The sequence below is a fragment of the Phaeovibrio sulfidiphilus genome, assembly GCF_014861485.1.
GTDB classification, from domain to species: domain Bacteria; phylum Pseudomonadota; class Alphaproteobacteria; order Rhodospirillales; family Rhodospirillaceae; genus Phaeovibrio; species Phaeovibrio sulfidiphilus.
In genome coordinates this window covers 139,287-160,148 of the sequence record NZ_JACZHT010000001.1, presented here as the reverse complement: position 1 = coordinate 160,148, position 20,862 = coordinate 139,287, and the positions used below count along the sequence as shown (strand labels likewise).

At 68.4% G+C, this 20,862-nt stretch carries 17 protein-coding genes and 1 tRNA gene; 13 read left to right on the top strand and 5 right to left on the bottom strand.

All coding sequences use genetic code 11. The features are described 5' to 3' along the window. Positions 1-51: 51 nt before the first annotated feature. The 4 genes from IHV25_RS00680 to IHV25_RS00665 all read right to left on the bottom strand — a co-directional run bounded on the left by IHV25_RS00680 (position 52) and on the right by IHV25_RS00665 (position 7,079). Complete coding sequence (locus IHV25_RS00680; RefSeq protein WP_192533048.1) at positions 52-2,895, bottom strand: [protein-PII] uridylyltransferase; 2,844 nt, start codon at positions 2,893-2,895, stop codon at positions 52-54. Between the two features lie 110 nt (positions 2,896-3,005). Next, complete coding sequence (locus IHV25_RS00675; protein ID WP_192533047.1) at positions 3,006-4,010, bottom strand: 4'-phosphopantetheinyl transferase superfamily protein; 1,005 nt, start codon at positions 4,008-4,010, stop codon at positions 3,006-3,008. Then, the gene (locus IHV25_RS00670; protein WP_242018722.1) at positions 4,007-6,415 is read right to left on the bottom strand and encodes a sensor histidine kinase; all 2,409 of its coding nucleotides are present in this window, start codon (positions 6,413-6,415) and stop codon (positions 4,007-4,009) included. The genes IHV25_RS00675 and IHV25_RS00670 overlap by 4 nt, the downstream gene beginning before the upstream one ends. Continuing rightward, the gene (locus tag IHV25_RS00665; RefSeq protein WP_192533046.1) at positions 6,390-7,079 is read right to left on the bottom strand and encodes a winged helix-turn-helix domain-containing protein; all 690 of its coding nucleotides are present in this window, start codon (positions 7,077-7,079) and stop codon (positions 6,390-6,392) included. Before IHV25_RS00665 ends, IHV25_RS00670 begins: the two co-directional genes overlap by 26 nt. 479 nt (positions 7,080-7,558) lie before the next feature. On the opposite strand from IHV25_RS00665, the gene IHV25_RS00660 reads away from it, so the two are divergent. From IHV25_RS00660 to pgsA, 3 genes are all read left to right on the top strand, one after another. Further along, a complete protein-coding gene (locus tag IHV25_RS00660) occupies positions 7,559-8,335 on the top strand; it encodes an SDR family NAD(P)-dependent oxidoreductase (RefSeq protein WP_192533045.1) in 777 nt (258 codons plus the stop codon). A 563-nt stretch (positions 8,336-8,898) separates the two neighbouring features. Continuing rightward, complete coding sequence (uvrC, locus tag IHV25_RS00655) at positions 8,899-10,788, top strand: excinuclease ABC subunit UvrC (RefSeq protein ID WP_192533044.1); 1,890 nt, start codon at positions 8,899-8,901, stop codon at positions 10,786-10,788. 46 nt (positions 10,789-10,834) lie between these two features. Beyond that, positions 10,835-11,413: a CDP-diacylglycerol--glycerol-3-phosphate 3-phosphatidyltransferase gene (gene pgsA, locus IHV25_RS00650; RefSeq protein ID WP_338048561.1), complete on the top strand. Its 579-nt coding sequence runs from the start codon at positions 10,835-10,837 to the stop codon at positions 11,411-11,413. 310 nt (positions 11,414-11,723) lie between these two features. On the opposite strand, the gene IHV25_RS00645 is transcribed toward pgsA, so the two are convergent. Further along, positions 11,724-12,341, bottom strand: coding sequence for a malonic semialdehyde reductase (locus IHV25_RS00645; RefSeq protein WP_242018721.1), 618 nt, complete (start codon positions 12,339-12,341; stop codon positions 11,724-11,726). A gap of 211 nt (positions 12,342-12,552) precedes the next feature. Here IHV25_RS00645 and IHV25_RS00640 point away from each other — a divergent pair, with 211 nt between their 5' ends. The 10 genes from IHV25_RS00640 to IHV25_RS00595 all read left to right on the top strand — a co-directional run bounded on the left by IHV25_RS00640 (position 12,553) and on the right by IHV25_RS00595 (position 20,833). Continuing rightward, entirely contained in the window at positions 12,553-12,927 is a 375-nt protein-coding gene (locus IHV25_RS00640; protein ID WP_242018720.1) for a hypothetical protein, read from the top strand. Between the two features lie 188 nt (positions 12,928-13,115). After that, a complete protein-coding gene (locus IHV25_RS00635) occupies positions 13,116-13,364 on the top strand; it encodes a twin-arginine translocase TatA/TatE family subunit (protein WP_192533042.1) in 249 nt (82 codons plus the stop codon). Positions 13,365-13,399: 35 nt separating this feature from the next. Further along, the gene (gene tatB, locus IHV25_RS00630; protein ID WP_192533041.1) at positions 13,400-13,969 is read left to right on the top strand and encodes a Sec-independent protein translocase protein TatB; all 570 of its coding nucleotides are present in this window, start codon (positions 13,400-13,402) and stop codon (positions 13,967-13,969) included. Between the two features lie 88 nt (positions 13,970-14,057). Then, entirely contained in the window at positions 14,058-15,104 is a 1,047-nt protein-coding gene (gene tatC / locus IHV25_RS00625; RefSeq protein ID WP_197974901.1) for a twin-arginine translocase subunit TatC, read from the top strand. Between the two features lie 25 nt (positions 15,105-15,129). Continuing rightward, positions 15,130-16,404 carry a serine--tRNA ligase gene (gene serS / locus IHV25_RS00620; protein ID WP_192533040.1) on the top strand — a complete coding sequence of 425 codons (1,275 nt, stop codon included), beginning with the start codon at positions 15,130-15,132 and terminating at the stop codon, positions 16,402-16,404. 57 nt (positions 16,405-16,461) lie between these two features. After that, positions 16,462-17,280 carry a 5'/3'-nucleotidase SurE gene (surE, locus tag IHV25_RS00615; RefSeq protein ID WP_192533039.1) on the top strand — a complete coding sequence of 273 codons (819 nt, stop codon included), beginning with the start codon at positions 16,462-16,464 and terminating at the stop codon, positions 17,278-17,280. Between the two features lie 102 nt (positions 17,281-17,382). Continuing rightward, positions 17,383-17,458, top strand: a tRNA-Lys gene (locus IHV25_RS00610). Between the two features lie 587 nt (positions 17,459-18,045). Beyond that, on the top strand, positions 18,046-18,585 hold the full coding sequence (locus IHV25_RS00605; protein ID WP_192533038.1) for a hypothetical protein: 540 nt from the start codon (positions 18,046-18,048) through the stop codon (positions 18,583-18,585). A 320-nt stretch (positions 18,586-18,905) separates the two neighbouring features. After that, positions 18,906-19,574, top strand: coding sequence for a glutathione S-transferase family protein (locus tag IHV25_RS00600; protein ID WP_192533037.1), 669 nt, complete (start codon positions 18,906-18,908; stop codon positions 19,572-19,574). Between the two features lie 134 nt (positions 19,575-19,708). Continuing rightward, entirely contained in the window at positions 19,709-20,833 is a 1,125-nt protein-coding gene (locus tag IHV25_RS00595) for a trypsin-like peptidase domain-containing protein (RefSeq protein WP_192533036.1), read from the top strand. The last annotated feature ends 29 nt before the right edge of the window (positions 20,834-20,862 follow it).

Sequence of the window (20,862 nt, the reverse complement as noted above, 5' to 3'; positions counted from 1 at the left end):
CGCTGTCCGGGTCATCCTGCCCGGGGGCGTTGGGGGGGGCAGGGCGCTGCCCTACATCCGGGCTTCGGTTGGCCCGTCCATCCCGTCGTTCGCCCCGGCGGCGGCCTCCGTCCCCTCGTGTGTCCCGGCGGCGGTTTCATCGCTCGCCCCGGCTTTCGGATCCTTGCCGCCGATGGCCTCCAGCAGGGCCTCGCGGATCCGGGCGATCTTTCCCGGGTGCTCGACCTTCATGCCAAAGCTGTCCTTCACATAGAACACGTCCACCACCCGCTCGCCGTAGGTGTTGATGCGGGCCGAGAACACGTTGACCCCCAGGTCCGCAAGGGTGCTGGTCACGATATAGAGAAACCCGGGGCGGTCCCGGCCGTTGACCTCGATCAGGGTGTGGGTCCGCGAGGCGTGGTTGTTCACCAGAACCCGGGGGGGCACGGTCATCAGGGCGGCGCGCTCGGGCAGGCGCCCGGGGACGTCGGGCAGGGCGGCCACCGGATCGGTCTCGCCGTACAGGACGCTGGCGACCAGGCGTTGCAGGCGCTTGATCAGGGCCGGGTTCTCGAGGGCCTCGCCGGCGGCGTTCTGGACGGTGAACACGTCGAGCGCCATGCCGTCCACCATGGTGGTGATGCGGGCCTCCAGGATGTTGACCCCGGCCAGCGCCAGGGCCCCGGCCACCCGCGAGAACAGGCGGGGCCGGTCGGGGGAGTAGACGATGACCTCCGAGACGCTGCGATGCGGGTCCGCGTGGACGTCCACCGTGAGCGGGCGCCCGGACTCCCGGGCGGCCTGGATCAGGCGGGCGTGGCGCATGTGGGCGAGGGAGTCGAACGTGAGCCAGTAGGGCGGATAGTGGGAGGCCATGTAGGCATTGCGCTCGTGCTCGTCCCAGTCGGACAGGGCCTGGGCCAGGACCGCGCGCCGCTCGGTAATGCAGGCATCCCGGGGCCGGGCGGTGCCGCCGGTCAGCCCGTCCTCGGCGGCCAGGAACAGCTCCCGCAGCAGGGAGGCCTTCCAGTTGTTCCACACATTGGGCCCGACGGCGGGAATGTCCACCGCGGTCAGGACCAGAAGCAGCCGCAGCCGCTCCATGGACTGGACCTCGCGGCAGAACTCCTGCACGGTTTCCGGATTGCCCAGGTCCCGGTTGAAGGCGGTGGAGGACATCAGCAGGTGGTGGCGCACAAGCCAGGCGACGGTCTCGGTTTCCTCGTCGCTCAGGCCCAGGCGCGGGCAGATCTCCAGGGCGAGGGCGGCCCCGTTCACCGAGTGGTTGCCCTTGCGCCCCTTGGCGATGTCGTGCAGCAGCACGGCCACGAACAGGGCCCGGCGGGACTGGATGTTATGGAACTCCCGGGAGGCCAGGGGCAGCATGTCGGTGAGCTCGCCCGCCTCCACCCGGTGGAGCAGGCCCAGAGCCCGCAGCGTGTGCTCGTCGGTGGTGTAGACATGGTACATGTCGAACTGCATCTGGGCCGTGACCCGGGCGAAGTCCGGCAGGAAGCGCCCGAGGATCCCGGCCTCGCTCATCTGGCGCAAGGTGACCTCCGGATCCCGGTGGGAGGTCAGGATGCTCAGGAACAGGGCGTTGGCCTTCGGGTTGTCCCGCAGTCCCTTGACCAGGGAGAAGGACTCGGTCATCAGCCGGAGGGTTTCCGGGTGGATGTCCAGCCTCTGTTCCTGGGCCACGCGGAAGATCCGCATCAGGGCCATGGGATCCTTCCGGAAGGCGTCGGGGCCGCTTACGGCCAGGCGCCCGGACACGACCCGGAAGCCGTCCAGCAGCTTGGGGCGGCCCAGAAGGCGCGTCAGGGAGAGGAGGGGCCGGCGTTTTTGCTGCTCCTCCAGAAGGGCGCAGAAAATGCGGGTCAGGTCTCCCACCGTCCGGGCGGTCAGGAAGTAGTGGCGCATGAAACGCTCCACCCCCCGGGCGCCGGGGCGGTCCGCGTAGCCCATGCGCCGGGCAATCTCGGGCTGGAGATCGAAGGTCAGGCGTTCCTCGGGGCGGCCGGCCAGGTAGTGGAGGTGGCAGCGCACGGTCCACAGGAAGTCCCGGGCCCGCAGGAACTTGCGCCCCGCGCTGGCGGACAGGACGCCCTTGCGGGCCAGGTCGTCCATGTCCGAGACGCCGTAGATGAACCGGGCAATCCAGAAGAGGGTGTGGAGATCCCGCAGGCCCCCCTTGCCGTCCTTGATGTTGGGCTCCAGGACATAGCGGGTATCGCCGGTCCGGCGGTGGCGCTGGTCCCGCTCCAGAAGCTTGGCGTCGATGAAGTCCGCCTCCCGGCCGTTGCGGATTTCGGCGATGTAGCGCCGCTGAAGCTCCCGGGCCGGTTCCTTCTGGCCCCAGACCAGCCGGGACTCCAGAAGCGCGGTCATGATGGTGGTGTCCTGGCCTGCAAGGCGGATGCACTCGTCCACCGAGCGGGCCGCGTGACCGACCTTCAGCTTCAGATCCCACAGGGAATAGAGGACGAACTCCACCATCTGCTCGTGCAGGGGTGTGGCCCGGTAGGGCATGAGGAACAGCAGGTCCACATCGGAAAAGGGGGACATCTCGCCCCGGCCGTAGCCCCCCACCGCCAGCACACTCATCTGCTCGCCTGCGGTGCGGCTGGCTCTCGGGTAGGCCCACGTGGTGGCGTAGTCCAGCACCAGGCGCAAGATGGCATCGGTCAGGAATGTGTTGTCGGCGAACGTGGCGGCGCCGGTGGCGTGCTCCTCCAGGAAGCGGCGGCGGATTTCCGCCTGGCCTGCCTCGAAGGCGGGGCGCAGGACCGGCACCAGGGCGGTTCCGCGCTGCCGGGCGCCGGGGTGACCGTCGACCCGCCGGGTCAGTTCGGCCATCAGTGCCTCGGGGCGGATGATGGCGTCCGGATTCACGACAGGCTGCGTGGCCATGGTCCGTTCCCGTGTCCTTTCGTGTGTCCGGGGCTTCCCGGGCCGGGGGGCGCGGGGTGCCTCCATGGTAGCGCGTTGCGGCGGGGCTGACACGTGAAAATCGTATGCACTCAGGGGACTTGCGGAGTGTCCGCGCCCCGGGAGGAGCCTGCCGGATCCGGGAGGGGGCCGGGGCTGCGGGCGAGATCGGGAAGGGCTCGGGCGCTGTCGAAGTGCCGGTGGATCACAACGGCCGGCGGGCCGGCGCGGCGCACGGCAACGGCGGCGCTGAACCCGGGGACGGGGGGATGGAGAAGCGTCCAGTCGCTGAGCGGCTCGAAGCGTTCGGGGCCCGCGAGCAGGATGCCGGTCCCGTCCGCGGGGAGCGGGCTGTTCGGCGGGGTTTTTGGTGGGCAGGCCGGGTCTGTATGCGGGGGCGGGAACGGGTGGGACGCATGGAGCCCGGGCGACGGGCGGGGGGTGGACGCACGGGCGGGCCCGCATGTGTCCGGGTCCGCGTGCCGGTGGGGGGCTGGGTCCGGGTGCGGGTCCGGGCGCGGTCCCGGCTCCGGTTCCTGTCCGGGCGACGGGCGCAGCTGCAACCGCAGCCGGAAGGAGGCCAGCCCTTCCTGGATGCCGCCCCCTGCGGCCTTGACCACCGCTTCCTTGGCGGTCCAGAGGTCCAGAAAGGCGCGGGAGCGGTCCGGCCCGGCAAGAGCCTCCAGCTCCCGGGTTTCAAGCGGGTGAAAGAAGCGGCGCGCCAGGGCCAGGGCGCGGACGGGCCGGTCCCGGGGTTCCAGGTCCAGGCCCACGGCTCCGGGGCCCTCGAGAAGGGCGCACGCGCACAGGCTTCGGGTGTGGGACAGGCTGAAATCCAGGGTGTGCCCCGGAAGGACCGGCTTGCCCCCGGGCCGCACGGCAAGCTGCCAGGCGTGCGGATCGCCGCCAAGGCGCTGGGACAGCAGGCTGCGCAGCAGGGCGTGGGCGCCGGCCCGGGCCCAGCGGTCCCGGGGGTCGGAAAGCTCCAGAACCCGGGCACGGGTGGGCGCGTCGAGCCGGTCCATCAGGGCGGGGAGATCGTCCCCGGGGTTTTCCGGGGGCGACAGGGTCCACAGCCAGACCGGGCGGCCGGTCATGAGGGAGACCGGGAGCCGGGGGCCCGGGGGTCAGGAGAGGCCGGTTCAGATGGGGCGGGCCCGGAGGACGCCGGACCGGGAGACACCGTTTCGGAAGACGGGGAGGCCGGAGATGCCGGGCCAGAGGAAGCCTGACCCGGAGACGCCGGGGCGTCCGGACCGGAATGGCCCGGGGGAGCCGGAGGCTCGGGGCCGTCGGTGGCCGGGTGCCCGGCCGGGGACGCAGAGTCCGCAGAGGATGCCGCTGCCGGAGAGGAGTGCGCTTCCGCGGGGCGGGGCGTTGCCGTTGAGGTGTGCGCTGCCGGTGAGGACACCGTTTCCGGTGAGTCGCTCTCGTCCGGAGACGGGCCCGCGGCCCCCCCGGTGCCCGTCGCGGGCGCAGCAGAGGGCTCTGCCTGTCCCCCCGTCGCCTGTCCCGCCGCCTGTCCTGTCGCTGCCGGTCCCGCTGTCGCCGCATCCGGGGCGTCCGGCCCCTTTCCGGCGGCCTCGGCACCCTTGGCGCGCTTGCGCCTCTTGTCCTTGCCCGATCCCCGGTGGGCGGGCTTCTCGCCGTCCGGATCCCGGTCGTCGTCGGCGGTGGCGCAGCCCATAAGCTCGACCACCACCCGCAGGCCGCCGCCACCCGGCGCATCCTCGAGGCTGATCTTGCCGCAGTGGGCGTCCACCACCGCTGCGACCATGGTCAGTCCCAGACCGCTGCCCGGGGTCGCCCGGGCCTCGTCCAGGCGGGCGAAGCGCTCGAAGACCCGCCCCCGGTCGGCTGCGGGAATGCCCGGGCCCTGGTCATCAATGGTGATGCGGTAGCGGGAGCCCAGGATCCGTCCTCCCGGCAGCCGGGTCAGGGCCACATGGATGTCGCCGCCTTCGGGGGAGTACTTGACCGCGTTGTCCAGCAGGTTGGCAAAGGCCTGGAACAGCAGATCCTTGTCCCCGTCCAGGGGGGCGCTTCGGGGCAGGGTGACATGAAGGGTGATGGAGCGCTCGGCGGCAAGGGCCTCGTACAGCTCGCTCACGTCCTCCAGGACCGGGACCAGGTCCACCGGGGCAAAGGCCATCCGCCGGCCCCCGGTCTCGATCTGGGCGATGCGCAGCAGCGCGTTGAAGGTGGACAGCAGGCCGTCGATTTCCGCGAGCGCCAGCACAATCTCGTCGCGGCAGTAGGCCGAGCCCGTGTGGTCGCGCAGGGCCTCCAGCCGGTTTCTCAGGCGGGCCAGGGGGGTGCGCAGGTCGTGGGCGATGGTGTCGGACACGTGGCGCACGCCGGCCATCAGGGCCTCGATCCGCGAGAGCATGGTGTTGAGGTTGACCGCGAGCAGGTCGAAGTCATCCCCCTCCGGACCCAGGCCCTCGGGGACGCGGCGTGACAGGTCTCCCGCCATGATCTGGCGACTGGTGCGGTTGATGGATTCCACGCGCCGGGCGACCCTCTGGCTCATCATGATGCCGCCCATGAGCCCCAGCCCCATCATGATCAGCAAGCCGAACTTGATGGCCCGCGCCATGCGGGTGCGCAGGGAGATGATGGGCTCCAGATCCCGCCCCACAAGGAGCGAGAAGCCGCCGGGCAGGTTGATGGCCACCAGGCGGACGGCGGAATAGGAGGCCCCGCCGTCGGCCAGGTCGTGGGGGTCGGGACTGTAGAGGGGTTCGGAGGTGCCGAACGGTCCGAACGGCCCGAACAGCCACCCCGCATCCGAGGGCGGGGGAGGGGGCTGGAAGTCAATCGGGGTGCGGGCCTCGGGGGCGTCGATGGAGGAGAAGGGGCCCCAGGGTACCTGGAACTCGAGGGCGAGCTCGCCACTGCGGGTGATGCGCAGGTTCAGGTGGGGGATCTCCTCTCCCAGCGTGACCTGGTTGCCCTCGTTCTGGCGGGTGCGGGGGCCTCCCGGGAACAGGTTGGCACCCGACGAGCGGCCGGTTGCCTCGCGCACGGCCCGGCGCAGAAGCTCGCTTTCCGCATGGTCCGGCGGAGGGTAGACGCCGGGAAGGTCGCGCAGGGGCACCACGTGCAGGGCTTCGCGGGGGAGGATCCCCCATCCGGCCTCGGGCATCTCATCGGGCCACTCGGCCAGGTTCCCGGCCAGAGGCGTGTGCCCCGGCCCGGCCAGAAGGAAGATGGAGCGCTGCTCGCCCGCAAGGCGGACCTGGCGGACCACGCCGCGCGCGATGCCGTGGGGGCCGCCGTGCTTGCCCGCGTAGATCAGCTGGGCAATGTCGTCCTCGATGCTCTGGTCCACCTGGGCCAGGAAGAAGCTGGAGGTGGCAAAGTACACCCCCGCCATCAGGAAGGTGGAGGCGCTCCCGAACAGCAGCAGGAAGGTCAGGGCAATCCGGAACGCGGTGTTCCGCGGCCACAGCCGGAACCGCAGGCCGGGTTTCTCAGCTCTGCTTGTCGATGAGGACATACCCCGCACCCCTTACGGTCTCGAGGAACGGGCGGTCGAAACCCTCGTCGATCTTGCGGCGCAGGCGCGAGATGTGGACGTCCACGACATTCGTTTGGGGGTCGAAGTGATAGTTCCAGACGTTCTCCAGCAGCATGGTCCGCGTGACGACCTGGCCCGCATGGCGCATCAGGTACTCGAGAAGGCGGAACTCCCGCGGCTGGAGGTCGATGGTCTTGCCGGATCGGGTCACTTTCCGGCCCAGGAGGTCCATTTCCAGGTCTCCGGCGCGCAGCCGGGTCTGCTCGCCCTCGCCGCCGCCGCTGGTGGCCCGGCGGGACAGGGCGTCCACCCGGGCCAGAAGCTCGGAAAAGGCGAAGGGCTTGACGAGATAGTCGTCGCCCCCGGCCCGCAGGCCCTTGACCCGGTCGTCCACCTCGCCCAGCGCCGAGAGGATCAGGACGGGCACGGTGTTCTCCGAGGCCCGCAGGGTCCGGATGATGGTCAGCCCGTCAACGCCGGGCAGCATCCGGTCCACGATCAGCAGGTCATAGGTCTCGGCCGCTGCCTGGTACAGGCCGTCGCGGCCGTTGTCCACGGAGTCCACAACATTGCCCGCTTCCTCAAGTCCCTTGACGAGGTGGGCGGAAACTTCGGGGTCGTCTTCAATGACCAGTATTCGCATTCCAGTCTGTTCCTGATAAACGTCACACAGTACGGTCTGCGGGACACCGTTTTCCGGACATCGGCCAGGGCGGTCACGCTGGCGAGGGCAGGGCGGGTCACGCTGGCGAAGGTATCGTTTTTCTACCGTTCATATTGGCCGTTTCTGCCGGGAACTACCATGGAGTTTGCCTTAAATTTTGGTCATTGGACAGAACAGAGGAACGATTCCAGCTTTTTTCCAGCCGAGTCCGCCGCCCGGTCCCGCGGGATTTCCGGAGCTGTGCGGCACGCTCAGGGAGGCGGTGGCCGTTCATCTTTCTGTAACCCTGATCCGTAATAGTGTTTCAGAACAGGGTTCTTCGGTCCCGTCCGCGCCGGACGCGCCGGAGCCCCCCGGTCCGGGCGGGTCTTGCGGACAAGGCCCGGCGCGTGTCCCGGGCTGGCCCCTCGGGGCGTGTTGAGAACCGGCCCCGCGCGGGGCCCCAGTGGAGGACGACCATGCCCCGGAGACCCTTCGTTCGCACCGTTCTGATCACCGGAGCCTCCGGAGGCCTGGGGGCGGCCCTGGCCCTGGAGTACGCCCGCGACGATCGGGTTCTGTTCCTGGGCGCGCGCCGGGCCGGTCCGCTGGAGGAGGTCGCCGGGGCCTGCCGTCTGCGGGGGGCCGAGGTCCACACCCGCGTGATCGACGTCTGTGACCGCGCCGCCATGGAGGCCTGGGTGCGGCAGGCGGATGCCCTGTCCCCCCTGGGTCTGGTGATCGCCAACGCCGGTGTTTCCGCCGGCACCTCGGGGCTTTCGGACTCCGCCGAGCCGAGGGCGGCCATCGACCGGATCTTTGCCACCAACGTGGACGGGGTTTTCAACACGGTTCTGCCCGCCCTTGCCTGTCTCGAGCCCCGGGGCTCGGGGCAGATCGCGATCATGGCCTCCCTTGCGGGCCTGCGGGGGATGCCGGGCGCTCCGGCCTATTGCGCCAGCAAGGCGGCGGTCCGGGTCTGGGGCGAGGCCATGCGCGCCCGCCTGAAGCCGCGGGGCGTGAGGCTGTCCGTGATCTGCCCGGGCTTCGTGCGCACGCCCATGACCGACGTGAACCGCTTCCGGATGCCGTTCCTCATGGAGCCCGACCGGGCCGCCCGCCTGATCCGCAAGGGGCTGGAGGCCAACCGGGGCCGGATCTCGTTTCCGTGGCCTCTGGCGCTGGGCAGCTGGCTTCTTGCTGCCTTGCCCGATGCGGCCGCCGGATGGCTGGCCGGGAGAACACCGGAAAAGTGAGCCGGGGCAACGGGCTCTCCGGTGGTCTGATGATTGTTGTTTGGCCCTGGATATCAACCGGCGTCATATCGCGAGTATTCGGGGCCGTTCCGGGCCCCGTTTCTGTCGCCTGGGGCGCGTGAGTTCTCAACAGGCCGTGAGATTATTCACATGCCGGATGTGTGACTCTGATTTCCACAGAACGGGGTCGTATTTTTGGAATCGTACAAACTTATGGCGACTCCTCCGGTTCCATGTATTTTGATATATCAACGTCTTAGGGTTGCTTGCGCAAAAGACCCCCCGGGGATGGCATTTGTTTCGGAACACCCGCCCCGGGGCGTTTTCCGGCGAGTTTTCCACAGAGTTATCCACAGGCCCTCAGCCCGGTGTATCCTTTTGTCCTGTCCGCGTGGTCGAAAGGTGCTCTTTTTTCCGGTTATGGGTGTGCCCAACATTGTTTTCAGTTCGCCGCGTGATTGGCTGTATCATCCGGGGCGCCCTGTCCGCCCGCCCGGTGGCCGGTGCGCGCCCTGTTCCGCGTCCTGTTTCGTGTCCTGTTCCGGTTCCCGTGTGAGAGTTCCATGCCCGCGTCCCTCGGCTCCCAACCGTCCCTGTCCATTCCCGGTGTGTCCGGCGCGGCCCTGATCCGTGCCCTTCTGCCCCGCCTTCCCATGGCGCCCGGCGTCTACCGGATGCTGGATGCGAAGGGGGATGCGCTGTACGTGGGCAAGGCCAAGGAGCTGCGCCGCCGGGTGACGTCCTACACCCAGGAGGCGCGCCTGCCTGTCCGCCTGCGCAAGATGGTCTCCCTCACCGAGGCGCTGGAGATCATCACCACCCATACCGAGGCCGAGGCCCTTCTTCTTGAATCCAACCTGATCAAGAAGCTGAAGCCCCGCTACAATATCCTTCTGCGGGATGACAAGTCCTTCCCGTATATCGAGATTTCCCGCCATCACCCCTTCGCCCGCCTGGGAAAGAGCCGCACGCTCCACCCGACGCCCGGGGTTCACTTCGGGCCGTTTGCCTCCGGCTCGGCGGTCAACGAGACGCTGGCCATCTTGCAGCGGACCTTTGCCCTGCGGACCTGCACCGACACCGTGTTCCGCTCCCGCACCCGGCCGTGCCTGCTCTACCAGATCAAGCGCTGCTCGGGGCCGTGCGATGACCGGCTGTCTGAAAGTGCGTACGCGGACCTGGTCCGGCAGGCCACCGACTTCCTGAACGGCCGGAGCCACGCCCTCCAGCGGGATCTGGCGCGGAAGATGGAGGAGGCCGCCGAGGCCCGGGCCTACGAGGCCGCCGCCCTGTTCCGCGACCGCATCCGGGCCCTGACCAGCATCCAGGGCCAGCAGTCCATCAACCTTCCCACCCTGGGGGAGGCGGATGTGATCGCCGTTCACGCCGAGGGCGGGCAGGCGTGCGTCCAGGTCTTTTTCTTCCGCGGCGGGCGCAACAACGGCAACCGGCCCTTTTTCCCGGCCCACACCGCCGAGAAGACCGACGGCGAGATCCTGGAGGCGTTCCTGGGCCAGTTCTATGCCCGGGTGCAGCCGCCGCGCCAGGTGCTGCTGTCGTGCGACATCCCGAACCCGGAGCTGATGGAGGAGGCCCTGTCCATGCGGGCCGGGTACCGGGTGGGGCTTCACGTGCCGCGCCGGGGAAAGCGCCTGACCCTGTGCGAGAACGCCCGGACCAACGCCCGCGAGGCCCTGGAGCGCCACATGGCCGAGGGCATGGCCCGGGAAACCCTGCTTGCCGGGGTTGCCACCGTGTTTTCCCTTCCGGCCTCGCCGTCCCGCATCGAGATCTACGACAACAGCCACATTTCCGGCACCAACGCCATCGGCGCCATGGTGGTGGCCGGGACCGGCGGCTTTATCCCGGGGGAGTACCGGACGTTCACCATCCGGGACCGCAGCACCGTCCCGGGCGACGACTACGCCATGATGCGCGAGGTGATCCGCCGCCGGTTCGGGCGCCTCCTGTCCGAGGATCCGGAGCGCTCGGCCGGGATGTGGCCGGATCTGGTGCTGATTGACGGCGGCGCGGGGCAGATCAGCGCGGTGCGCGGCGTGCTGGAGGATCTGGGGGTCGGGGATGTGGCGGTGTTCGGCGTGGCCAAGGGCGAGGACCGGAACGCCGGGCGGGAGCGGTTCTTCCCCCTGGACGGCGCGCCCCCTTTCTCGCTGCCGCTGAACGACCCGGTCTTGCACTATATCCAGAGGCTGAGGGACGAGGCGCACCGCTTTGCCATCGGGACGCACCGGGCCAAGCGCTCCAAGGCCATCAGCAAGTCGGTTCTGGACGATATCCCCGGAATTGGCGCGCGGCGCAAGAAGGCCCTTTTGCACCACTTCGGGTCGGCCCGGGCGGTTTCCGTGGCGGGGCTGAAGGATCTGGAGGCCGTCGAGGGGATCTCCTCGGGCCTTGCGAAAAAAATCTATGCCCATTTTCACGGGGAGGGGTAAACTCCGGGCACGCGTCTCCACCTCTGGCTCTCCGGGAATCCCGACCGTGCTGAACTTGCCGAATATTCTCACACTCAGTCGTATTTTCGTTATTCCGGTTGTCATTCTCCTGTTCTATCTGGACACCAACTGGGCACGCTGGATTAACGGCGGGCTGTTTGTCGCCGCCGCCATTACCGACTTTTTCGACGGATGGCTGGCCCGGCGCTACAACCTGGTCTCGCCCCTGGGGCGGTTCCTGGATCCCATTGCGGACAAGCTGCTTGTGGCCGCGGTGCTGATGATGCTGGTGGCGTTCAACCACATCGGCGCCTGGGTCTGGCCCGCAGCCATCGTCATCCTGATGCGCGAGATCCTGGTCTCGGGCCTTCGGGAGTTCCTGGCGGAAATCCAGGTGCGCATGCCGGTCACAAAGCTGGCCAAGTGGAAAACCACGGTCCAGCTGGCGGCGCTCTCGGTGCTGATTATCGGCCCGATCCCGTTCCTGCCGTTCCTGCCCGTCAAGGGAATCGGCGAGATCCTGCTCTGGATCGCGGCGATCATGACCATGATCACGGGCTGGGACTACATGAAGACCGGCCTTGCGCACATGCTCCCGAACCCGGACGGCGAGCCGAAGTCCTGAGCGGCGGAGACCGCCCGCCCGCATGCCCCCCGGGTGGCCCCGGGTGGCCGGAGGTGGCCGGGGGCTCCTCTTTTGCCCCCTTCAGGGCGAGCGGCGGTGGGGCCGGGCCGCAAAAAAGCCCCGGTGGAGGAGTGCTCAACCGGGGCCCGATCGGGACTGGGGGCGGCGTCCCTGTCGTGCCGGGGCAGTGAACCCCGGGCGCGAGCCTGGATGACCCACCTCGCGTTGTGAGCCCCGGGCGCGAACCCGGATGACCCGCCACGCGCTGTGAGCCCCGGGGGGTGCGGGCCTGCGAACCGCTGAAGCGGGCCTAGATCACCCGGCAGGCGTTGTCGAAGTCCAGGCGCCCGGCGCGCGGGTAGACGGTCGACGGATCTCCGTAGCCGATGTTGCACAGGAAGTTGACCTCCCACCCCGGATACTCATCCAGCATGGCGTCGTTCACGGCGCCGGGGTCGAAGCCGCTCATGGGGCCGCAGTCCAGCCCCAGGGCCCGGGCGGCCATGATCAGGTAGGCGCCCTGGAGGCACGAGCTGCGAAACGCCGTGTCGTGGGCCAGCTTGGGCGCCTTTGCGTAGGTTTCGCGGGCGTTGGGGTCGTGCCACAGCCGCGGGAGCTGGTCATAGAAGCGCGTGTCGGTGGCGACGATCACCGTCACGGGTGCCGACTCCACCTTTGGCCGGTTGCCCGCCATGACGCAGGGCAGGAGACGTTCCTTCGCCTCCGGAGAAACCACAAAAACGAACCGGGCCGGCTGGCAGTTCTGGGCCGTCGGGGCCATGCGCAGCAGCGCGTACAGCGTCTTCATCGTTCCCGGAGGGATGGGGCGCGGCAGGAAGCTGATGTGGGTTCTCGCGCTGAGAAAAAGCTGGTCGAGGGCATCCGGCTCCAGGGGCCGCTTTTGCGTTCCGGCGTCTGCTGTCATCATCTGTCTCCCTGCACATTATGGTATTGGAATATTTCCAGATTGGCAGGATGCAATCAAGGGTTTTTTACCTGTTTTTATTGTAACTACGTGGTGTTCGCGCCTACACTGGAGCGCGCGCGCCGCTCTGGCTGCCTGTTTTCAGGGCACCGGAAGTCTGCTAGGGTCGTCGGCGCCGTGCTCCGGGAGACTGCCTGTTCGTAAGGAGATAGGGATGCGCCCTGTCGTTATTGTGTCGGGACTGCTTGCGCTTCTTGTGACCTCGGGCTGCGGTGCGGCTCTGGGGCCCAGCCTCACAGGGTTTCTGATTGCTGACAACGTCTCCCTTGCGGGGTCTCAGAAGACCATCGCGGACAACATCTACTCCACCCTGTCCGGCATGGACTGCTCCATTGTCTCGGCGATTGACGGGGACTACTACTGCCGCCGCCATCTCCCGGACAACCGGGTGATCGACACCAAGCTCTACTGCTATCGCACCATTGGCGTGGTGGACTGCTATACCGAGCCCCAGCCCGCCCTGCGCAGCACCCTGGTGGCGCCGCCGGGCCACAAGGTCGGCAGCCGCTCGGAAGAGATGCCCTTCTAGGCCCAAGGCTCCCGCCCGTGCTTCCACCCGGGCTCCCGCAAGCGCCCCCGGTCGGGGCGGGCGGAGGGGCGGGTGGCCGGGGGGACGAACCCCGTTGCGGACCCGGGTAAATCCTGCCATGATTGCGCGCGGTCGTCCTGCCGGTGCAGGAGTGCCGCCCTGTCTCTCCACGCCATCAGGGAACTGTCATGGGATTTTCGAGCGTCTGGCACTGGATCATCGTCCTTATCGTGGTTTTGCTCCTGTTCGGTGTGGGCAGAATTCCGCGTCTGATGGGCGATGTGGCCAAGGGCATCAACGCCTTCAAGAAGGGCCTGAACGAGGATGGTGACGAGGCCGCGAAGGGCTCGTCGGCCCCCCGCGCCTCCCTCGAGGAGCCCGGCGAGGGTGTCGTCGGTCCGGAAACACGGAACGACCGGGACAAGACCGCTTCCTGAGTGCCACTCCTCTTTCTTCCGGGAAACGCGGGAACATGTTTGATATCGGCTGGGGCGAGATTCTGGTCGTCGCGGTGATTGCCCTTGTGGTGATCGGTCCGAAAGAGCTGCCGGTCGTCCTCAGGACGCTGGGCCGCTGGACACGGCGGATCCGCCTGATGGCGAGCCAGGTTCAGGGCCAGGTGGACACCCTCATCCGCGAGGCGGAGCTTGAGGAGGTGCGTGACACCCTCAAGGCGGCGCGCCCGTCCAATGTGGCGCGCGCCCTGGACCGGACCATTGATCCCGACGGCTCCATTGCCCGGACGTTCCAAAATCCGCCGGCCTGGTCTGGCGAGCCCGTTTCCCCTACGTCTGCCGTTCCGTCTGCGGATGCGTCGCCCGCCGCCCTGGCGGCTCCGGGTGCGTCCGCCCCGCCGGTGGGGGAGGGGCGTGCCACGCCCGCCGCGTCCGGCCTGACCAGCGGCTCCGCATCCGGCAGCCCCGTCTCCGAGGCCTCCGAGCCCTCCGCATCCGGTGGCACGTCGGCTCCGGGCCGTCCGGCCGCTCCGGAAAATGCAGGCGCCGCGCCTCTGCCGTCCCGGGACACGGAGCCCGGGGCCTGACGCCGGGTCCGTCCGCCTCCGAACTGCGCCGGGTCCGACCGCCTGCGGGCTGTCGCCGGGCCCCGGCCCTCCAAAAGCAGATGGTGTTATGAACGAGTCCCTGAACGAGAAGGAAATGCCGCTGATCGAACACCTGATGGAGCTGCGCACGCGGCTCCTGTGGTCGGCGCTGTTCTTCATTGTCGCCTTTTTCGTGTGTTTCTGGGCGGCCCAGTACATCTACAATTTCCTTCTGATTCCCCTGGCCCAGACCATGGAGCGGGTTGGCGGCTCCCAGCGCATGATCTTCACCGCCATCACGGAGATGTTCTTCACCTACGTGAAGGTGGGCGCGTTCGGGGCGGTGATCGTCTCGTTTCCCATCTTTGCGACCCAGCTGTGGAAGTTCGTGGCGCCGGGTCTCTACCGCCACGAGAAGCGGGCCCTTCTGCCCTTCCTGCTTCTGAGCCCCATCCTGTTCGCGGCCGGCGGGGCCATGGTCTATTACGTGGTGATGCCCATGGCCTGGGAGTTCCTGTTGGGCTTCCAGACCACCCGCGCCGAGACGGTCCTGCCCATCCAGCTGGAGGCCAAGGTGGGCGAGTATCTCTCGCTTGTGATGCGCCTGATGCTGGCCTTCGGGTTCTGTTTCCAGATGCCGGTGATCCTGACCCTTCTGGCCCGGACCGGCGCGGTGAGCGCGGACGGCCTGGCCCGGGGCCGGAAATACGCGATCGTTTTCATCTTTATCGTCGCTGCGGTGCTGACGCCCCCGGACGTGATTTCCCAGCTTCTGCTGGCCCTGCCCATGATCGTTCTCTACGAGGCCTCGGTCTGGGCGGCAAAGCTGGCGGAGCGCGCCCGGCGCAAGTCCCTGGAGCGGGAGGAGGCCGCCGGCCTGCCCCAGCCCGTCGGCGGGGCCTCGGCCACCGGAGCGGGCTCGACCCCGGCCCCGGCTGGCGCGTCTGCCTCGGCCGGACCGGTCTCCGGCGCTCTGCCTGCGCCCGCACCCGCGTCCCCGTCGGCACCGGCCCCGGCCCAGGCTCCGGCCCCTGTGGCGCCCCGGGCTGCGGCCCTTTCGGCTTCGGCTGGGAGCTCGTGGCTTGCCCGGGCCGATGGCATGATCGACGAAACCGACTTCAACCACTCTCCCTGAACGCTTTCCTGCGGAATCCTGCCCCATGTTCGATATCAGACTGATTCGCGAAAACCCCGATGCCTTCGACAGCGCTCTTGCCCGGCGCGGCGCCGCCCCCGAGGCGGCAGGCCTTCTGGAGCTGGACACGGCGCGCCGCTCGCTTCAGACGGAGCTGAACGACATGCAGTCCCGTCGGAACGCGCTGTCGAAGGAGATCGGGCAGATCCGCCGTCAGGGCGGGGACGCGGCGGAGGAAACCCGCACGGTCGCCGAGATCAAGGACGAGATGACCCGGACCGAGGAGCGTCTCTCCGCCGTTCAGGAGGAGCTGGAGGCCCGCCTTCTGCGCCTGCCCAACATGCTGGACCCGTCCGTGCCCGAGGGCGCCAGCGAGGCGGACAACGTGGAGGTCCGCCGTCACGGAACGCCCCGGTCCTTTGACTTCACCCCCAGGGATCACGTGGACCTGGGAACGGGTCTTGGGGCCATGGATTTCGAGGCGGCCGCGCGCCTGTCCGGAGCCCGCTTTGTGGTCCTGAAAGGGCAGCTCGCCCGCCTGGAGCGCGCCCTTGGCCAGTTCATGCTGGACCTGCACACCTCCGAGCATGGCTATCAGGAGATCCAGACCCCGGCCCTGGTGCGCCGGCCCGCCCTTGTGGGCACCGGCCAGCTGCCCAAGTTCGAGGAGGATCTCTTCCACATGGATCCGGACTATTACCTGATCCCCACCTCCGAGGTGACCATGACCAACCTGGTCCGGGAGCAGATCCTGCCCCGGTCCGCCCTGCCGCTGCGCATGACGGCCCTGACCCAGTGCTTCCGTGCCGAGGCCGGCGCGGCGGGCCGGGACACCCGGGGCATGATCCGCCAGCACCAGTTCAACAAGGTGGAGATGGTCTCCATCGTGGCGCCCGAGGAGTCGGACGCGGAGCTGGAGCGCATGACCGGCTGCGCCGAGGCGGTGCTCCAGAAGCTGGGGCTTCCCTACCGCGTCGTGGCCCTGTGCTCGGGGGATGTGGGCTTTTCCGCGCGCCGGACGTATGATCTGGAGGTCTGGCTGCCCGGACAGGACACCTACCGCGAGATTTCGTCGTGCTCGAACTGCGGCGATTTCCAGGCCCGCCGGATGGAGGGCCGCTTCCGCAACGACGGCGAGAAGGGCACGTCCTACGTCCACACCCTGAACGGTTCCGGGGTCGCGGTGGGCCGGGCTCTGGTCGCGGTGATGGAAAACGGCCAGAATGAGGACGGCTCGATCACCGTTCCCGAGGTTCTGCGCCCGTACATGGGGGGCTGCGAGGTCATCCGCCCCCAGTAAACCCGGGAGAACCGCCCGCACGAAAAACGGGGGACACCCCCGATAAAGGAGACGCCCATGTTTCCGCCCCTCGGCGATCTTGAGACGGCCCGCATTCTCATCTCCAATGATGACGGGATTGACGCGCCGGGCATTCGCGTTCTGGAGGACATCGCCCGGTCCCTTTCGGACGATGTCTGGATCGTGGCGCCGGACCGGGAGCGCTCGGCCGCCTCCCACGCGCTGACGATCCACGAGCCCCTGCGGATCTTCCACCGGGGTGTGCGCCGCTACGCCCTGTCGGGAACGCCCACGGACTGCGTCCTGCTGGCCGTGTCCCACCTGATGGACCGGCCCCCCGATCTGGTGCTGTCGGGCGTGAACCGGGGCGCCAACCTGGGCTCGGACGTGCACTACTCCGGCACGGTGGCGGCGGCGATGGAGGGAACCCTTCTGGGCTTGCGGGCCATCGCCCTGTCCCAGCTGTTCTTCGACGAGTCCCCGGACCCCTTCGATGTGGCCCGGACCCACGCGGCCGATGTGATCCGCACCATCTGCGAGGCGCCCTGGGCGCGCAACTCGCTGGTGAACGTGAACTTCCCCGACTGCCTCCCGGGCGAGGTGGACGGCGTGTGCGTGACCCGTCTGGGCGCGCGCAAGATCGGTGACGAGATCGTGGAGCGTCTGGATCCCAGGGGCCATCCCTATGTGTGGATCGGGGTCCAGCGCTCGGACGAGGAAATCATCCCGGGCAGCGACTTTGCCGCGGTGATGGAGAAGCGCATCTCGGTCACGCCCATCGGCGTGGACATGACCAGCGATGCCGGTCTTGCGGCCCTGCGGAAGGTGTTTGGCACGACGCAGGAATCTTGTGTCCCGCGGCCTCTTGGGGGTTGACTCGGGTCGCGGATTTTGCGAAGACTGCGCCTCCCGAAACGGGGCGTCCGGCACCACGCCGGGCAGGAGACGGAGCACACCGCGTGACCCGCCTCCCGTTGGGGGCCCATAGCTCAGCTGGTAGAGCAACTGACTTTTAATCAGTAGGTCACAGGTTCGAATCCTGTTGGGCTCACCAATAGAATCAAGGGGTTGTCCAGTATTTGGGCAGCCCCTTTTTTCATGGTTTGCAAAACGCCCAGCGGCGGTTTTCAGAACACGCTACGGTGTGCCGGACCAAACAGACGCGTCGCGGCCGGGGCATGGTGGCCCCCGTTTCTTTGTCCAGGCCTGCGGGGCCAGCCTTCACGGGTCATCCCGGGATTTTTTCACCCATCCTTCGTGCGGTGCCCTGCGGGGGGGGGCGTCCCGTTGTTGTCCCGGTTTTCCTCGGGTTGCCCGCCCGGCGTGGACCCGCTCATGTGTGAAACCAGTCCAAAAAACCGACCCCGGATCCCTTGTGCCGGGGGGTCGGACACCCCAAATCGTAATCCGGTCCGCCAGTGATGGTCCGCCGCCCCCCGGGGGCTGCGATGGCGGGCTGTCCGGGTCACGAGCCCCACGGTCCGTGTCCCGGTGTTCCGTGTCCCCTTTTCTCCGACCCCTGAACGAGTCTGGCGCCCCGGTGTCCCCGGGCGGGCGATGCGTCCTGCCCTGCGGCTTGCCCTGTGGTCAGCGGCGCCCGATCAGGGCAGCGGAAAAGGAACGCCCGAGAGGAGAAACACCATGTCCGGTTTCAGTCTGGCTTTTGCCCTGGTCTCCGTGGTTCTGGCCGCGCTGAGCGTGTGCCTGCTTTTTGTGCCGCGCGGAGCGGACGGGCAGAGGGAGGCCGGCGCACGCTCGCGCCTGTCGCCCGGGGTGTTCGCCCTGGTGTTCGCGGGGCTCTGGCTGCTGTCGTGCCTTCTGGTCCCCCATCCTCCCTGGCTGACCTCGACCTTCACGCTCTTCGTCCTGGTGCTGCTTTATTCGCTGTCGGTCCTGCTTGAGGGCGAGGACCGGCGGGCGGACGTCCCGGCGACGCAAACCGTTTCCGCGGCGGGGATCGAGCAGATCGATATGGACGCCTGGTCCCGCTCCTTTGACGCCTTGCTGGCGGCGGGCCGGTATGCGGGGGCCCGGGCCTCGCTCCTGGAGCTGCGGCGCCGGGTGGCGGCCGCGCCGGTGCACACTCCCCGGCAGCGCGAGATCCAGTGGCGGATTGTGGAGCTGATGGTGGAGGCAAGCCGCCGGCTGGACCGGGCGGACGGCGGGGGCGTGTCCCTCTAGCAGGCGTGGGGGCGTGTCCCTCCAGGCGTCCTCCGTTTCCCGGGCCCCGCGCACGGTGCCGGGGCCCGAACACGGTGCCGGGGCCCTGTCGGGTGCAGCACCCTTGTCCGGCGTTTCGGATCTTCGTTGCCGTCGCCCCTCACGGTCGTCCGCTGCGGTGGCCTTCCTGCCCCTCCGGGGTGTGAAATCCGCACAGAAAACCGCGCATTTTCGCCGGTTTTGCCGCCAAACTCCCGTTGGGGGCGCGTCTTACGGAAGTTTCAGCCTCTTTTGCCAAAATCCTTCTTGCCTTCGACCCCGGGCGCCGGAATTATGGCGCCATGCGATACCTTTACCATCATGAACTGTCCCCTGCGTCACGCACGGTCCGCATCGTCCTGGCCGAGAAGGGCGTCCCCTTTGGGTTGCGGGTCGAGGAGACCTGGCGGCGCAACGAGGCGTTCCTGGCCCTGAACCCGGCGGGCGAGGTTCCGGTTCTTCTGGAGCCGGACGGCTTCCCCGTGTGCGGTGGCTGGGCCATCTGCGAGTACCTCGAGGAGCTCTATCCGTCTCCGGGTCTGCTGGGGGCGGATCCCCGGGCGCGGGCCGAGGTGCGACGTCTGGTGGAGTGGTTCGACACCAAGTTCTTCCGCGAGGTGACCGAGCCCGTGGTGCGGGAGAAGATCTTCTCGCGCATGTACGGCTCCGGGTCTCCGGACAGCCGGGAGATCCGCGCGGCGAACGCGAACCTGCGCGAGCACCTGAAATACATCCGGCATCTTTATGACCGCCGGTCCTGGCTTGCCGGCGATGTCATGACCCTGGCGGACCTGGCCGCGGCCGCGCACCTGTCCCTGGTCGACTATGCGGGCGACGTCCCCTGGTCCGAGTTCCGCGAGACCAAGGAGTGGTACGCGATCTTGAAGAGCCGGCCCAGTTTCCGGCCGCTGCTCGAGGCCTCCATTCCGGCCGTCCGGCCTCCGCCCCACTACGCGGACCTGGACTTCTGAGCGGGCGCCGGTTTTCCCCGGCGCGCCCGGTTCCCTGCCGGTTCCCCCTTGCCTTTCCTGTCTTTTCGTCCGTTTCCTTCCGTTCCGACCCCGACACCACCCAGAGGAGGCCGGTGCCCAGCCGGCGCAGTTCCATGAAGAAAATCGCTGTTGCCTGCCTTGCTGCCGCCCTTGCCGGGGCGGGTGTCCTTGCTGCCGTCACTCCCTCGGATGCGGTGGCGGATCTGGCGCCCGCCGGTGCCTTCCCCATGGCGGCGGACGGCACCCTGACCCTCGCGCCCATGCTTGATCAGGTGACCCCGGCGGTGGTGAACATCGTGGTGCGCGGCACGGTCGTGACCCGGGTCCATCCCTTTATGAATGATCCGTTCTTCCGCGAGTTCTTCGGCTCCATGCCTCCGGGCATCGGGCAGCCGCGGGCGCGCTCGGTGGTCAGCGCGGGCTCGGGCGTGATTGTTGATGCGAAGCGGGGCCTGATCCTGACCAACACCCACGTGGTCCAGAACGCCGAGGAGATCACCGTCACCCTCAAGGACCGCCGGGTTCTGAAGGGCGAGCTGGTGGGCTCGGATCCGGGGACGGAGATTGCCGTCATCCGGCTGAAGGCAGACAACCTGACCGAGGTCCGGCTGGGCAACTCGGACAAAACCCGGGTCGGCGATCTGGTGGTGGCCATCGGCAACCCCTTTGGCATCGGGCAGACGGTGACCGCCGGGCTGATCAGCGCCAAGGGCCGCGAGGGCCTGATCCGGGACGGCTATGAGGACTTTCTCCAGACGGATGCCTCCATCAATCCCGGGAACTCGGGCGGGGCCCTGGTGAACTCCAAAGGCGAACTGGTGGGCATCAACACGGCCATCCTGGCGCCGGGCGGGCAGGGCGGAAACATCGGGATCGGCTTTGCCGTGCCGGTGAACATCGCCAAATCGGTCATGGACCAGATTGTGGAGACCGGCACCGTGAAGCACGGGCGCATCGGGGTGGTGATCCAGAGCGTGGATCCCTCCATTGCCGAGAGCCTGGGGCTGGACCGCGCCGAGGGCGTGATCCTGGTGGAGCCCACCCGGGGCGGAGCCGCCGAGAAGGCCGGGCTGCGGGCGGGGGACGTGATCCTGACGGTGAACGGGGAGGCCATCCACTCCGCCAGCGTGCTGCGCCGCGAGGTGGGCCTGCGCCGGGCCGGCGAGACGGTGGAGCTCGGCATCCTGCGCGACGGCAAGCGGCTTTCCGTGACCTGCCGGGTCGAAGAGGGCGGTTGAACCGCTCCCGCACCGCGCGTAAACTCGAA